This is a genomic window from Hyphomicrobium facile (genome assembly GCF_900116175.1).
Lineage (GTDB): Bacteria > Pseudomonadota > Alphaproteobacteria > Rhizobiales > Hyphomicrobiaceae > Hyphomicrobium_B > Hyphomicrobium_B facile.
Window position 1 is genome coordinate 1387324 of sequence record NZ_FPCH01000001.1, and the last position, 15782, is coordinate 1403105.

The 15782-nt window shown below is 58.5% G+C and carries 11 protein-coding genes; 8 read left to right on the top strand and 3 right to left on the bottom strand.

What is annotated here, in order from left to right; all coding sequences use genetic code 11:
- Nucleotides 1–2: 2 nt before the first annotated feature.
- The 3 genes from BM399_RS06715 to cydD all read right to left on the bottom strand — a co-directional run bounded on the left by BM399_RS06715 (nt 3) and on the right by cydD (nt 5005).
- Nucleotides 3–1580, bottom strand: a complete 1578-nt coding sequence (locus tag BM399_RS06715) for a cytochrome ubiquinol oxidase subunit I (RefSeq protein ID WP_092865841.1) — start codon at nt 1578–1580, stop codon at nt 3–5.
- Between the two features lie 75 nt (nt 1581–1655).
- Nucleotides 1656–3344: a thiol reductant ABC exporter subunit CydC gene (cydC, locus tag BM399_RS06720; protein ID WP_092865844.1), complete on the bottom strand. Its 1689-nt coding sequence runs from the start codon at nt 3342–3344 to the stop codon at nt 1656–1658.
- The gene (gene cydD / locus BM399_RS06725; protein WP_244531105.1) at nt 3341–5005 is read right to left on the bottom strand and encodes a thiol reductant ABC exporter subunit CydD; all 1665 of its coding nucleotides are present in this window, start codon (nt 5003–5005) and stop codon (nt 3341–3343) included. Before cydD ends, cydC begins: the two co-directional genes overlap by 4 nt.
- A gap of 798 nt (nt 5006–5803) precedes the next feature.
- Here cydD and BM399_RS06730 point away from each other — a divergent pair.
- From BM399_RS06730 to BM399_RS06765, 8 genes are read left to right on the top strand one after another with little or no spacing between them, the layout of a single operon-like run.
- Nucleotides 5804–7231 carry a polysaccharide biosynthesis/export family protein gene (locus BM399_RS06730; RefSeq protein ID WP_143111350.1) on the top strand — a complete coding sequence of 476 codons (1428 nt, stop codon included), beginning with the start codon at nt 5804–5806 and terminating at the stop codon, nt 7229–7231.
- A 48-nt stretch (nt 7232–7279) separates the two neighbouring features.
- Nucleotides 7280–8080, top strand: a complete 801-nt coding sequence (locus tag BM399_RS06735) for a glycosyltransferase family 2 protein (RefSeq protein ID WP_244531106.1) — start codon at nt 7280–7282, stop codon at nt 8078–8080.
- Nucleotides 8081–8108: 28 nt separating this feature from the next.
- Nucleotides 8109–9242 carry a glycosyltransferase family 4 protein gene (locus BM399_RS06740; RefSeq protein WP_092865854.1) on the top strand — a complete coding sequence of 378 codons (1134 nt, stop codon included), beginning with the start codon at nt 8109–8111 and terminating at the stop codon, nt 9240–9242.
- On the top strand, nt 9239–11176 hold the full coding sequence (locus tag BM399_RS06745) for a hypothetical protein (RefSeq protein ID WP_092865857.1): 1938 nt from the start codon (nt 9239–9241) through the stop codon (nt 11174–11176). Before BM399_RS06740 ends, BM399_RS06745 begins: the two co-directional genes overlap by 4 nt.
- Nucleotides 11166–11969: a DUF1616 domain-containing protein gene (locus BM399_RS06750; protein ID WP_177228063.1), complete on the top strand. Its 804-nt coding sequence runs from the start codon at nt 11166–11168 to the stop codon at nt 11967–11969. Before BM399_RS06745 ends, BM399_RS06750 begins: the two co-directional genes overlap by 11 nt.
- The gene (locus BM399_RS06755; protein ID WP_092865863.1) at nt 11969–13210 is read left to right on the top strand and encodes a glycosyltransferase family 4 protein; all 1242 of its coding nucleotides are present in this window, start codon (nt 11969–11971) and stop codon (nt 13208–13210) included. Before BM399_RS06750 ends, BM399_RS06755 begins: the two co-directional genes overlap by 1 nt.
- On the top strand, nt 13207–14790 hold the full coding sequence (locus BM399_RS21100) for a glucosamine inositolphosphorylceramide transferase family protein (RefSeq protein WP_177228064.1): 1584 nt from the start codon (nt 13207–13209) through the stop codon (nt 14788–14790). The genes BM399_RS06755 and BM399_RS21100 overlap by 4 nt, the downstream gene beginning before the upstream one ends.
- Nucleotides 14777–15751: a glycosyltransferase family 2 protein gene (locus BM399_RS06765; protein WP_177228065.1), complete on the top strand. Its 975-nt coding sequence runs from the start codon at nt 14777–14779 to the stop codon at nt 15749–15751. The genes BM399_RS21100 and BM399_RS06765 overlap by 14 nt, the downstream gene beginning before the upstream one ends.
- Nucleotides 15752–15782 lie beyond the last annotated feature (31 nt).

Here is a 15782-nt window from a genome sequence, read left to right on the forward strand (position 1 = left end):
GTCTACTCCGCAGCGATGAGTGAAGGAGGAACGAGAATGGCTTCGGGCTCATCATCAGGTTTGGGGCCGCTTTGAATGGCGCGCAGCATAAGACCCATCTCAATGATGAAGAGCACTGTGTAGATCACGATGAAACCGAGCAGCGTCAGGAGAACGGTCATTGCGCCGAGGCTCGAAACGGCTGCTGCGGTCGGCAGTATCCCTTCGATGATCCAGGGTTGCCGGCCGAATTCCGCGACGACCCATCCGAGTTCGGCTGCGATCCATGGCAGTGGTATGGCGAATACGGCTAGCCGCAGAAGCCATGGGTAATGGTCGAGCCTACGCCGCGCCGACAGGTAGAAGAACGTGCCCGTCAGCAGAATGAAGAAGAAGCCGAGACCGACCATGATGCGGAACGACCAGAAGAGGGAAGGGACGCTTGGTACCGTATCCCATGCCGCTTGATCGATCTGGGCGTCCGTCGCCTTGCGCGGATCATCGACATAGCGCTTCAAGAGCAGAGCGTAGCCGAGATCGCGGCCGTTCTTCTCCAGAGCGTCGCGTGCCGCTTGCGGAACGGCCGACTGATCGCTCGCCGCGCGGATTTGCTGGACGGCGTCGTAGGCGGAAATGCCTTGCCGGATACGAACCTTTGCGTGCTCGACAAGATCTTCGATGCCAGGAATTTGGGTCGTCAACGAGCGGGTGCCGATCAAGCCCATCACCCAAGGGATGTGCACGGCGAAATGGGTTTCACGCGATTCCTGATCGGGGAATCCGAAGAGGGTGAAAGCGGCCGGGGCGGGTTCGGTCTTCCACATCGCTTCGATCGCGGCGAGCTTCATCTTCTGATGCTCCGTCGACAGGTAGCCGCTTTCATCGCCGAGGACGACGACGGACAGGGCCGACGCAAGCCCGAACGATGCCGCGACGGTCATCGAGCGCTTGGCGAGATCGACGTAACGCCGATTGTACAAGTACCAGGCGGAAACACCGAGGACGAAGATGGAAGCGGTGACGTAGCCAGCCGAAACGGTATGTACGAACTTCGCTTGCGCGACCGGGTTGAACACCACCTCGAAAAAGTCCGTGACCTCCATTCGCATCGTTTGCGGATTGAACGCCGAGCCGACCGGGTTCTGCATCCAGCCGTTCGCAATGAGAATCCAAAGGGCAGACAAGTTGGAACCTATCGCAACGGCCCACGTCGCCATCAGATGCCCGACCTTCGAAAGCCTGTCCCAGCCGAAAAAGAAAAGGCCGACGAACGTTGCTTCGAGGAAGAAGGCCATCAGCCCTTCGATGGCGAGCGGTGCGCCGAATATGTCGCCGACGTAGTGGCTGTAGTAGCTCCAGTTCATGCCGAACTGAAATTCCATGACGAGGCCGGTCGCGACGCCGAGAACGAAGTTGATGCCGAACAACGTGCCCCAGAATTTCGTCATCTGACGCCAGATGGTTCTGCCGGTCATCACGTAGACCGTCTCCATGATGGCGAGGAGCACGGAAAGACCAAGCGTCAACGGCACGAACAGGAAATGATAAAGTGCGGTCACCGCAAATTGCAGGCGCGACAGCGCGACGATGTCGAGTTCCATCTGCTTTATGTCCGGCCTACGGCCGGCCCCCTTTCGAATTGACGGCGCCAATCGGACGCCGCCGGTTCCGTTCTTTCAATCTTGTCGCAACGCCGCGAGCGCGGTTTCGAAAGCCGCCTCGCCGCGTCGTGGGCTCGCAACGACGTGCCCCCGTTTCATGATCAGCAACCGGTCTGCGATTTCGGCTTCCCGCTGTATGTGAGTCGCAATGACGAGCGTGCGACCGCTGGCGTTGGCCTTGAGGCGCGCAATGACGTCGCGAGCGGTTGCGCCATCAAGCCCTTCGGTTGGTTCATCCAAGAGCCAAAGACGCGTGTCGCGCAGAAAGAGGCGCGCGAGCGCGAGGCGACGCGCTTCACCACCGGAAAGTCCGAGCCCGCCTTCGCCGAGCCGAGTATCGAGGCCTTTCGGCTGCCCCGCGATGTAGGCGCCCAATCCGGCGGCGGTGAGTGCGTGCAAAATCTGGCTGTCATCTGCGGTGGGATCAGCGAGGCGTAGATTGTCGCGAAGCGAATCTGCGAAGAGCTCAGTCCGCTGCGTCAGCAAAGTTCCCGGAACGCTCACGACCTTGCCGTCCTCAATCGGGATCTCGCCAGCAATTACCCCCAGCAGCGTCGACTTGCCGGCTCCGCTCTCTCCGATCAGAGCCAACCGCTCGCCGCTCCGAAGCGACAGCGAAAGATCGCGGAGCAGCAATTGAGGCGCGTGTTCATGCCGGACAGACACGTGGTCGAGGCTTACGGCTATCCCATCCGGCGGATCGGAACGTTGCGGAGATGCGACGGTCAAAAGACGCGGGCCGATGCGTCGCGCGGCGAGGCGCGTCCGCCCGAGTTCGATCGCGCCACGGCGCAAAGCGGCGAAGGGTTCAAGCGCGGCGACAACAATCAGCACGGCAAAGGATGCAACCGGCGCGCTGATGTTGCCGGATTTGGCGAGCGCGGCAACGACGAGAAGCATCGCTGCGATCAAAATTGCGTTCGCTATTCCGAACGCAGCGAAAACTGCTGTTTCGACGAAGTTAAGCCGATCGTCGGCGTTGGCGAGCTTTCGGTCAGCGTCGGCAATCTTTCCGCGTTGAGCCGTTAGCCGTCCGGCCATGACGAGTTCTGTTTGGCCGGAGACGAGATCGATCACGCGTGAGCGCAGCACTTCGAGCGCATGGGCACGGCGCCGGGCAGGGCGTTCAGCAGCGCGTGCGGCTAGAAGGGGAACAGCGAGGCCTGTCGCAATGAGGAACGCACCGGCGGCGAGGCCGACGACGGGGTGAAGAAGCCCGAGGGCGACACCTATGGCCAAAGCAGCGGCAAACGCCGCGCCCAATGGCACCAGGACGCGCAAGTAAAGAGAATCGAGCGCGTCGACATCCTGCGTGATGCGAAAGAGAAGCTTCGCCGGACGCATGCGCAGTTCTTCCGCGGCGCGCCTCTCAGACGAGCCCCGGAAAAGGCGCTCGCGCAGTTCGGCAAGGGTGCCGAGCGTGGCATCGTGGGTGATCAGGCGCTCGCCGTATCGGCTCGCCGTTCGTGCAAGCGCAAAGAAGCGGATGCCAGCCGAGGGAGAAAAGACATCGAACGCGAGCGCAGTCGCCGCGCTCATGCCTGCGATTGCCGTCGCGGTGATGAACCAACCCGAGAGCCCGAGTAAAGCGATGCCGCTCAGAATGGTCGCTGTGCTGATCAGCATCCCCAGGAGAAGCTTCCGGCGCGGTCCGCGCCAAAAGAGTTCGAGAACGGGTTTCAGGTCGTCAAAGGTTCGGGTCATGCCGCCTTCTCCAGGCGTAAGCGCCGGAAGTCGACGATCCGATCCATGCGTGCTGCAAGCCTCAGGTCGTGGGTCGCCACGATGAGCGTCTTGTTGCGTGCGAGAGTCAGCAGGTTGTCCGTTATCTCTTGTGCCGTATCGGCATCGAGATGCGCGGTCGGCTCATCGCCGAGGATAAGGGCGACATTGGCGCTGGCCGCGATACGCGCGAGCGCGAGTCGCAGTGCTTCGCCGCCGGAAAGTCCGATGCCGTTTTCACCCACGGTGTTCAAGCCGCGCACCGTGGCAATTTCATCGAGCCTCGCAAAGTGCAACGCGCTCGCGACGTTCGCCGGATCACTGGTCCGCCCGAGGGTAATATTGCTGGCGAGGGTGCCGGCAAAGACGTGCGGCCGCTGGCCAATCCAAGCGATGCTTTTCCGTAGAGTTGCAGCGGATTCGTCAGAGAGCCGGTCGCCGCCGATCGAGATTGCGCCCGACGTCGAAGTCGTAAGGCCAGCCAACAGCGCGAGAAGCGTCGATTTGCCTGAGCCGCTTGGACCTAGCAGGGCGACGTGTTCGCCCGGCGCAACCGAGAGGTCGAAGTGATCGAATACGGGCGTTTCGCTTCCCGGATATCGAAAGCTCAAGTTCTTGATGTGAACGGCGGGCGCGCGGCGCTCAACGTGCGCTGTCTGTTGAACGTCACAATCGCTGCCGAGCATTCCGGGGCCATTTGTCGTCGCCAAGCGCGCGAGTTCATCGCGTGCGGCGCGGCCCGCGGCACGGTCGTGCCAGGCAGACGAGAGTTCGCGTAGAGGCTCGAAGAATGCGGGTGCAAGCAGGAGAATGAACAGTCCTTCGCTCAAGCTCAACGGGGCACCCCACGTGCCAAAGCCCAATTGTCCGAGCAGATGAAATCCGACGTAGACAGCGACCATCGCAACGCCGAGAGCCGAAAAAAGCTCGAGAACGGCGGATGACAGAAATGCGATTTTGAGAACGGCCATCGTTCGTCTGCGGAGGCTTTCGGCGTCGGTGCGAAGCCGCCGTGCCGTCACGTCCACAGCGTCGAGAGAGCGGATGGTCGCGATGCCGCGTAGCCGGTCGAGCAGGAATGCGTTCATGCCGCCCGCTTCGATGAGCTGGGCTTCGCTCGCTTGCTGAGCACGCCAGCCGATCAGCGCCATGAAAATCGGGATGAGCGGTGCAGCAATGAGCAGCACAACAGCTGCTGCCCAAGAGAGCGTCAGGACAGATATAAAGATGAAAACCGGTACGAAAACTGCCCGCATTCTCGCGATTTCGAAGCGGGCGAGATAGGGCACGATCATCTCAGCCTGTTCGACGACCACGCTCGCGGCACGTCCAGACGCCGGACGTGCTTGGTCGAGCGGGGAGTGCGCAGCGAGTGCGGTGACCACACCATTTCTGGATGCGGTCACGGCCGCGCGCGCAGTACGGAACGCCATGCGGCTGCCCGTACTCTCAAAAAAGGCCCTCAATATCCCGATGAGAAGGACACCAAGGGCAAGCCAACCGATGCGCTCAGAACCCGCCGCGTTCGCAATGTCGCCGATCGCGATGGCGATCAACGCCGCCTGGGGCAGCCACAGTAATGATGCTGTGATCTGAAGAGCTGCGCTTGCTTTGTTCGTGGCGATGTCCAAAGGACCTGACACTTCTTGTCTTCTCCCCACGGGCCGCGGCGGCAAGCAGCGCCATTGCCCGAATCTTTCCAGCCGGATCAATTGTACATAGCCCGGTCCAGAGCATTGACCAATATCAATGGTGATCACGCATCTTGAGTCAGCATCTTTTGAGGAGGGATAACTGCAAAACTTCCGCTGATCGCGTTTTAGTGCGTGCTGCAACGACCTCGAGCGAGGGCCACTCGCCCCGGCGGCCGGTCTAACGGCCAACCGCCAATGAGGGTTTTCTCGTCCCCAATATCAGTCGTGACAGAAATTAGACCGGCCCGCGGGAGAACGTGCGGCTTAGCGTTTTCGAGAGTTGTGTTGGAGGTATTCGCGCTGAAAATCTCTTGTCACAATCTTGTATTCCTCGCGTCGTTGATAAGTGCTCGGTGCGGGGCGATTTGCTGAATAGATCCATCCACATATGCGGCGTTGTTGAAGCGGCTTCGAGCGTTGCTTGAAGGTGCCGTATCGAAAAATAGGTGGCGCAATCATGGTCGAATATCGCCCCCAGTATCAGGCCAGCCGATTCGCGATTGTCGTCAATTCGCAATTTGGGTTTGTGCGCTCGACTCTCTCCTAATCTCAAGCGCCAGGCAATTTACTTTCTATTCAGCGCATCGGAATTGGCAAGCCGGCTCCTGTCAGAAACGACAGCAGCGCTAAGACGGCTAGTAGGTCAAGCAATTAGCGGAAGCATTTCGCTCTTTTGTGATCGCCCGCAGTGCTGCCAGTCGCGACGTCGTTTTCGTTCACTGTTTTAAGCCTGAAAAGGTATTGAATATGCTGCTGAGCGTTGTGCGTCGCGCGTCGTCATTATTCAATCTGATGTTTCCTCTGGTTTTTCTCACGGTTTTTGCCTGGATTGCCTATCCAAAATTTTTAGAGCCGGGCCTGATGCGGTCGGCTGCAATCAGCACGGCGCCGAGCCTCAGCGGCAAGGACGAGCTTGCTGTGGCGACAACACCAAAGTTCCTTGATCGGTGGGAGCCACCGGCACAGCCCGTAACGCGGCCCGGCGACAATTCGTTGGTGTCAGTCGGCGACACGCTGCAGGTCGCGTTCTATGAGCGGCTGATCAATGAGGAAGACAAATGGTCGGCACGAACCTTTTCCAAACGACCTGCCATAAGCTTTCAGCAACGTACGGAGTTGTCCGGGGAGTATGAAGTCCACGAAGATGGCACCGTGATCGTGCCGCTTCTCGGCGCTTTCCCAGTCGCCAAGCGTACGGTTGCTGAATTCGAGGAAGACGCGAAAAAGGCCTTCGAACAACTCGTCGGCCGCTTTGCATTCATGAGCGTTACGATCAATCGCCGGCCTGTCTATGTCGTCGGGCCAGTGAAAAAGCCAGGCTATTATAAATTCACGGAAGGTCTGACGGTATTTCATGTCGTGGCATTGGCCGGCGGCTTTGAACGTACATCGGTCGATCTCGACCACATGCTGCAGGCGATCCGTGAAGTCGAGACGAAACAAAAGACAGGCGACCGCCTGAAGAGGCTTTGGGCTAAGTTGAATGTCCTCGAAGCCGAGCGCGACGGGACAACGGCTGCTCCATCTCGCAATCTGCTGCGTCTGTGTAACGAGAGCGAGGCATTCGCGCTTATCGCTTCAGAGAATTCTGTTCGCCAATTGGCGCTGCGCAATAGCCAAGCTCAGGCGGCCAATCTTGCCGCGTCTCTTCAGTCGGCGCGTGACGAATTGGCAAGTCATCAAAGACTTCGGGATCAGGTCGAATCCGGCATTTCAGTGAGAACACAAAGGCTCGCCGATCTAGACAGTCTTGGCGACAAGATCGGCCGGCCATTGCGTTCGCAAGTTGCGGCGGAACTCGGCGATACAAAGGCTCGGGTTCAAGAAACGGCGGTCGCTCTTCACGCGGCCGAGGCGAAAGTTTCGCAACTGGAAAAAGACAAGCTGACATTCGAGAACCAGACAAAAATCGATCTACAGCAACAGATCGTGGATCTGCAGTCCCAGATCGCCGAGGCATCCAGCACGACGTCCGCCAGTAGCGGGGCACTCGATGCGATGCGGACGGCGTTGGCGATCAATGACGATGGCACCGATGGTGCAACGATGTTCCAGATCGTACGGGGGCCGAGGACAAACCGGCAAGTCATCAATGCGACAGGGATGGAGTCCGTCAATCCCGGCGATCTCGTTCGTGTGCTGGTCAATCCGCCGGCCAGCAAATCCCCGATGTAAGTCTTTTTCCCATTCTCCTATTCCTTCCGCGTTCCTGGAGTCAGATCCTTGACTATCGCCGCCATTCATTCTCAGGCTGTCACCGACGCTCCGCTCAGGTTTCCCGGAGGCAAGCTCGACATTCCGAAGGTCAGCGTCGTCATGCCGACGCTGAATGAAGCCAACAATCTTCCGATTGTCTTCGCCAAAATGCCTGCATGGGTGCACGAAATCATCATCGTCGATGGCCGATCCACCGACAACACGCGCGAGGTAGCGCTCTCGTTGCATCATGCGGTTCGCATTCTTGAAGAACCGAAAAAGGGGAAGGGTGCAGCGCTGCGAGCGGGCTTTGGCGCGGCTACCGGCGACATAATCGTATCAATCGACGCCGATGGATCGATGAGCGCCGACGAATTGATTTTGTTCGTTGCCGCTTTGATGGCGGGCGCCGACTTCGTGAAGGGATCGCGCTTTATCCAAGGCGGCGGCACAGAAGACATGTCGATCTTTCGCATGCTGGGCAATTGGGCGCTCACGCATATTGTTCGCGTATTATATGGATCAGGATTTTCTGATCTTTGCTACGGTTACAATGCCTTCTGGAAAATGCATTTGCCGCTGTTGAATATCACCTGCGACGGATTTGAGATCGAGACTGCTTTGAATCTCAGCGCGCTCAGATCTGGCGTGAAGATTGTCGAAATTCCCTCTTTCGAAAAGAACCGGGTGCACGGGCAAAGCAATCTCAACGCATTTACCGACGGCTTCCGGGTGCTCTGGACAATTATGAAGGAGATGTTCCGCCGGCAAGCTTCGCCAACTCACCTAAGCGCGCCGTCGACCGTAAATGGCTTTGTGAAATCCTGATCGCGTAGGACAGAGTGCGGGGCCGGCAATGCGTATTCTGATGGTCGCAGCTCGTTACTTCCCATTTGCGGGCGGCACAGAAATGCACGTCCACGAAGTTGCTACGCGCCTCGTCAGGCGCGGGCACGATGTTTCGGTGGTGACCGCCAACCCTGGTGGCGTGCTACCCGAGCACGAAATTGTTGCTGGCATCGACATCATACGAGTCCGCAGCTGGCCGAAATCCCGCGATTGGCAATTTGCACCGGGTCTCGCTCGCGTCATCGGACAATCGGGATGCGATGTCATGCACGTTCAAGGCTATCATACATTCTTCGCACCCTTCGCGATGTGGGCCGCGAAGCGTCATGCGATTCCGTTTGTCTTGTCGTTCCATAGCGGAGGGCACTCATCACCGCTCCGCAACCGATTGCGACATATCCAAGCGAGGATGATTGCGCCTCTGGTGCGACCGGCTCGGCGATATATTGCAGTTTCGGAATTCGAAGTTGAACATTTCGCTGAGGCGATGTCGCTTCCATCCGACAAATTTCTGGTGGTGCCGAATGGGGCCAATCTCAACGCCTCGCTACCTAGGCCGGACGTGCCGGAAGATGAAAATCTGATCCTTTCGATCGGTAGGCTCGAACGCTACAAAGGTCATCACCGCGCCATCGACGCGATGCCGCTTCTCTTGCGCCTGCGCCCCAAGGCGCGGCTGCAGATCGTCGGCACGGGACCGTATGAACGCACATTGCGACAGCGCATCCACCAGCTTCGCCTCGATGAACATGTGACTATCGGTTCTATCCCGGCGTCGGACCGTGGCGCCATGGCAACCCTGTTGGCCCAGGCGCGCTTGGCTGTTCTTTTCAGCGATTACGAAGCGCATCCCGTCGCCGTCATTGAAGCGCTCTCGCTCAACAAGACGGTCGTCGTGACCGCGACGTCTGGACTGCGTGAGCTTGCTGACAGGTCCCTCGCGTACGCGGTTCCTCTTGACGCGGGAGCCGAGACCATCGCCGCGGCAATGTCGAATGCGATGGATATCAAGCCAACGCCCAGATCGCTCGCGCTTTCGACTTGGGATGAATGCACGGCAACTCTCGAGAGCGTCTATAAAGTTCTGCTTGCAGAACGGTCCGAAGCGTCTCGCTTTCCAACGCCATGTGAGGCGAGATGAAGGGCCGGCTTCAATCCATGTTGCGCTTGGCGCGACCGCTGTTTTCCGCGGACGCGGACTATCCGGGAGAATTTGCCGGCGAGGCGGAGCGAGATTGGGGCTGCTTCCCGGCTCTGGCCTTATGGTCGGGAATGGCGATCGTGGTAGCGGCTGCGGCCGCTGAAGCCAATCGGCGCGAATATTCGTTCGCATCGGCACTATTTTACGCGTCAATCGCGGCGCTCATCTTTCCGATTGCATGGCGGATGGTCTGGCTGGGCGTTCCGCGCGCGGAACGAATAGCGACGATTTTGCTCGCCTCTACCGGACTGTTCTGCCTGCGCCTCATCCATGAACCAATATCGTTCGTTGATCACGATGCGTTTCTTCATTGGGCGACGGCTAACGATATTATGAGGACGGGGAAGCTCTTCACGCCGAACCCGCTATTACCCATTTCGCCGGTCTATCCAGGCCTCGAGATCATCGCGACGGCGCTGTCGGAGTTGACGACCCTCTCGATTTTCGTCTGCGGGCAACTGTTGATGTTTGTTTGCCGGGCGATTTTCGTCATCTGCCTATTTCTTTTCTACGAACGCCTCTCCGGTTCGTCACGGGTCGGGTCGCTCGGCGTGTTGGTTTACATGGGGGCATCAAGCTTCGCCTTCTTCGACACGACTTTTTCCTACGGAAGCCTAGCGCTGTTTTTCATGGTCATCGCGTTGCTGATTGATGACCGCATGGGAAGGGCTGCCAGTTGGCGGTGCTTCTTCATGGTCGCTATTCCCGTGCTTGGCGCGCTCGCTGTTACCCACCATCTCACCGCGTTCATTACGGCATCCCTGTTGACTGGGGTGGCGGCTTTCGAGATCGCCCGACGCAAGTCGATGCGGTCTTTCGGTTACATGATTGCCATGCCTGCCGCGGCCCTGATTTTTTCGATCGGCTGGAGCGTTTCGACTGGAAATCCGAGCGAAGACTATCTTGGGCCCGTTTTTGGCCATGCCATATCGGAAGCCTCGCGCTTTCTATCTTTTGAGGGCGGCCGAATTCCGTTCGTCGCCGAAGATGGAACGACGGCTCCTCTTTGGCTGCGGGTAACGACGGTTCTTTCGGTGGTTATCCTATGCGCTGGATTAGCGACGAGCTTCTTCCGCGCTTTGGCTCGTGCCGGCGTGCCGGTCCTGTGGGATAAGTTTCCAACGGGCTGGCGGGGCTTTCTCAAATGGGACAGCAGCAGTCTCGTCATCCTGACGCTGGTGACGTTTGCGTATCCAATCAGCATCGTGCTGCGGATGACGCGCGCGGGTTGGGAAATCGGCAATCGCATCGGACCGTTTGCATTCCTCGGTGTCGGTATTGTCGTCGCCATCGGCATCGTGACGTTCTGGCAGAAAGCTTCGAGAAGCCGCTTGCGGTCCGGCCTCATCGGTACGGCCATGACGTTCATCGTGATCGGCGGCATCTTCAGCGGCAGCGGCAATTATATCCTCGGTAGCCCACGCTATCGGGTTTCGGCCGATTCCGCGTCGGTCGAACCTATGGCGATTAGCGCTGCAACATGGACTCGCGAGTGGCTCGGAACCCGTAACCGCTTCTTCGCCGATCGCACGAACCGATTGCTGCTGGCGGCTTATGGCGGACAGCAGGTGATTACGTTGCTTTACGACAAGCGGGATCTGGGTGACGTTGAATTTTCGCCAAAGTTTGGGCCGCCCGAGCGTGAGGCTATCCGCGAAGCCTCAGTCGATTATTTTCTTCTCGACTTCAGGTTGACCGAACAGCTGCCGTTGATGGGCTTCTATTTCGATCCCGGTCCGGTTTACCGGGAGCCGCCGGATCCACAGGTTCTCTTCAAGTTTAATAACGTCACCGGAATCAGCCGCGTTTTCGACAACGGCTACCAGTCAATCATCAATGTTGCTCAAGCCCGGGATAGCGCCGATGCCCACTAATGCGGCCCTATGTGCGATGCTCGCCGTTCTGCTTCTCGTGTCGTCGCTTCTGCCGGAAGCCATCCGCGTGCTCGTCGCAGTTCCGATGGTTCTTCTGGTCCCCGGCTATGTCGCGACGAAAGTCGCGTTTCCGAGAGAGCCTTTGGATTTGGAGCGGCTGTGTTTCGCCGTTGGTGTGAGCCTCGCTGTCACCGTGCTCATCGGCCTGCTCTTGAATGTGGTTCACATGATGAATGTCGCCGGTTGGTCGCTTGGGCTCGGCGGATTGACGCTCGTAATGCTGCCGTTTGCAAAATGGGGCGCGTCCAAACCGGAGCCATTACCGGCATTCAGGAGCGCGCAGAAACTCTCCTTGACCTTTGGTTCTTTGCTTGCGGTGTCGGCGGTGCTGCTGTCAGGCATTGGGTATAGCCAGCTTAGAGAGTTTCATTTTACCGAATTGTGGATGGTGCCGACGCAAACCGCGCCAACCTATCGCCTAGGCATCACAAACCAAGAGCAGATCGCGATGGGTTACGACTTGGAAGTCGTCTCGCCCGACGCGGTTGTTGCGTCTTGGAATGATATCCCGCTTGCGCCCGGCGCGACTTGGCAGCGCGATATTCAGTTGCCGATTAAGCGAAATGCGTCCGTCGAGCAGCGTTTCACGGCGCGTCTTTACAAACACGGCGATCCGACGGCGGCCATGCAGCGCGTGTGGGCTTCAATTCCGCCTACCGCCGCGGCGAAGCTTGTGCGTTTGAGCGACACGGATGGCGCTGACGAACGGCCGGACATCGAGGGGATGCGCTGATGCGAATTCTCATGCTCAGCCAGTTTTTCCCGCCAATCATTGGAGGCGAGGAGCGGCATGTCAAAGTCTTGAGCGAAGCTCTGGTTCAACGGGGACACGACGTGAGCGTCGCCACGATCAAGCATGGTGACCAACCTGACTTCGATATCGTCTCTGGCGTTAAGATCTACCGCTTAGAGGGTATGCTCCAGCGAAATGCCGTTCTTTTCACGGAAGGTCAGCGGCGGCATGCGCCACCCTTTCCCGATCCCGAATTAACGTTTCGTCTCAATCGCGTTGTGCGCGCGGAAAAACCGGATGTTGTTCACGCTCATAACTGGCTGCTCCATTCCTATCTGCCGCTGCAAAGAATTTACAAGAAGCGGTTGGTCGTAACGCTTCACGATTACAGCAGTGTTTGCGCCAAGAAGAATATGATCCACGCGGGTGTACCTTGTGGCGGGCCCTCGACATTCAAATGCCTGCCTTGCGCCGGCGAGCACTACGGCAATCTCAAAGGCGCCGTGACGTGGTTGATGAATTCGTCGCTCGGCAAATCCGGTCTTCGTGAAGTCGACGCCTTCATTCCGGTCAGTCATGCCGTTGCTTTGCGATGCGGATTGGATGCCAAGCGTGACGAATATCAAGTCATTCCCACCTTCATCTCGAGAGATGTAACGAAGCTTCAGGGTGGGCAAGACGCGCATCTCGCCAAGCTGCCGAAATCAGACTTTCTACTCTTCGTCGGTGACCTGACCCGGCTGAAGGGTATTCACACATTGCTTGCTGCATATGGACGAATGCGAGGAGTGCCTCCGCTCGTGCTGATCGGAAGACGCTGCAAGGATACGCCAACGGAGTTGCCGGGCAACGTCACCCTTCTCGAGAGTTGGCCGCATGCCGCCGTGCTGCACGCTTGGAGCCGATCCCTTTTTGGGATCGTGCCGTCAGAGGGTCTCGAAACCTGCGGGACCGTTGTTATGGAGGCCAACGCTTTCGGGAAGCCGGTCGTTGCTAGCCGCACCGGTGGTCTGTCGGAGACGGTGATCGATGGCAAGACCGGCATTTTAATTCCCCCGGGTGACGTCGACGCACTGCATGGAGCGTTGCTCACCATGCTGCAGGACGTCGATCTCCGCGAACGGATGGGTACAGCGAGCCTAGTGCACTCCGAAGGTTACATGCCCGATGCCATCGTCCCGCGCATCGAACATATCTACGAGGGTGCGAAATTTTCGCAATTTGCGGAGGCGCGACGGTGAGAATTTGCGTCGTCATTGGCCGATCTTGCGCGCGCGAGTGGCACAACCTGCTTGCGAGGCGGTTGGTTCACGATCGGCACGAGGTCGCGATTTTTATTAGCGAAGTAGGCACACCGCTTCCGTCTCTTATTGTGACGACACTGGCTTTCGAGCGTCTGGTCTATGGCATTGCCTCAAAATCTCTGCTGACCGCGATCCTCGTCGATAAATCATTCGATGGGATCCGTCGTACTGACGATGTCAATGAAAGCTTCGACGTCGTCTTGCGCCTCGATGGAGACGCATCTGCCGCGCCCATTGGCGCACGCTCTTTTCATCCATTGTTCAATGTGCATCAAAGCGAAGTTGGCGCCGTTCACGCCATCCTCGACGGCCAAGACGTCATGATTGGTGTGGGGAGTTCGAGCGAAAGCACGCATGCGAATGAGTACGCCATCGAAACTGAACTTCCGACGATCATAGGCAAGACGCTCAACAACGCGTGTGCCCGCATGATCGATCTTCTGGCTTGGCACTCCACGCTCAATCCGACCCTGCCTACCGGCTCCAAGAGCGTCGGTCTTTGTCGAAGGAGCAACTCTCCGGTGCTTCTTCGGCATGCGGCAGCGACCCTTACGAAGCGTCTTTTGCGGCGGCTCGATATGCTTGCGCGCGGTGGCGACCGGTGGATGATCGGTTGGCGACACGCCGCCAATCAGCCGTTGGAAATTGACGGAGGCGGAGCGTCGCTCACTTATCGCAGGGTTCCTGACGACGGGCAGCGGTTTCTTGCTGATCCATTTCCCGTCGTTGACGGCGGTCGCTCGTGGTTGTTTTGCGAGGAGTATCCTTACGCCACCGGACGCGGAATTATATCAGTCATCGATCTCGACGATCCCGCGGGCGTGGCACGACCGATCATCGAAGAGTCCCATCATCTCTCATATCCGATGGTGTTCGCAGATGACGGAAGATGGTGGATGATTCCGGAGTCCGGTGCCAGTAACCGCATCGTTCTTTATCGCTGCGAAGCATTCCCCTTCAAGTGGACTTATGAAGCGACACTTATCGACGTCGCCGCGTCCGATCCGACGCTTTACCGTGACGAGACAGGTTATTGGCTGATCTTTACGTCGTGCGAAGGAGCAGGATCGCCATCCGATCGTCTCTGTCTTTATCACGCTCCAACGCTGTATGGCCCTTGGCGGCCATGTGGACAGCAGCCGCTGGCCATCGATGCGCGTACGTCTCGCCCGGCCGGCCACATCCTCAATGTCGGTGGCGCTCTCTACCGTCCGGCGCAAGACTGTTCGAGGCTGTATGGCAGCGGCATCGTTTGGTGCCAATTCTCCCTGCCTCTCGCAAGGCCGTTCGAGCAAGTCGAAATTGCAACGTTGTCGCCTAGAGATGCCCGATCATTCCGGGGCGCTCACACCTATAACCGCAGCGGCAGTATTGAAGCTATCGACGTCTATGGCGCTCCTTCAGACGATGCGATCGATTTGGCTTTTCTGCCGGTTGCAAAGGGGAAATCAAATTCGCTCAGCGGCCAGGCCCCTGCGCTTCGAACCAGTCAGGAGGCGGCGAATGTCAGCGTGTGATAGCGTCTCCGTGATCATTTGCGTCCATTCCGACAAGCGTTGGGACGCCATTTTCGAGGCGGTTCACTCGGTCCGGTCTCAGAGCCGTCCGGTCCTCGAAACGCTGATTGTCGTCGATCACAACGCCGAACTGGAAAGGCGCCTCGAAGAATCGCTCCCGGGCGTCACTGTCGTTCCCAATAGCCAGGATCGGGGGTTGTCCGGCGCCCGCAACACCGGCGTCGCTCTTGCGAAGGGAGCCCTGCTGCTATTCCTCGATGACGATGCTGCTCTCGAACCGGATTGGGTTCGCGAAGCCATGAAGCATTTCGGCAGCGGCAAGACTATGGGCGTCACGAGTCGCATCGTACCGCAATGGCAAGGGATCAGACCGTTTTGGTTTCCGGATGAGTTTCTTTGGGTCGTGGGCTGCACGTACGAAGGCATGCGGCCCGGAGCTGTAAGGAATCTCATCGGGGCTGCCATGTGCGTCCGGCGCGATCTGTTCAGCAGCGTCGGCGGTTTTAATCATCGTCTCGGCCGGAGCGGCGGCCGGCTACCGATGGGCTGCGAAGAAACAGAGCTCTGCATCCGCGCTGGGGCGGCCTTTCCAGGAAGCGCATTTATCTTCGATGCAAAGCCTTGTGCTTTCCACGTCGTTGGCGATGAACGCCTGACAGTTGGCTATTTCATTCGCAGGTGTTTTGCGGAAGGCAAATCGAAGGCGGCGCTTGCGGCGGTCGCACCGCCATCGGCGGCACTTTCAACCGAACGACGGTATGTCTTGAGTGTGCTTCCGCGCGGGGTTCTACGCGGAATGTCGGCATTCTTTCACGGTGACATCGGAGGCCTCGGCCGGGCCAGCGCAATCATCGGCGGCTTCATCGCGACGCTCGTTGGCTACCTGAGCGGAATGGGATTTCGCAAGGGTGGTCGTCTTGCGCACCCGCTTGTTCTGCGCGGGTCGGGAGAGCCGCGATGAAAAGGCTGTTCCGCTTCTGGATGCCACGTCT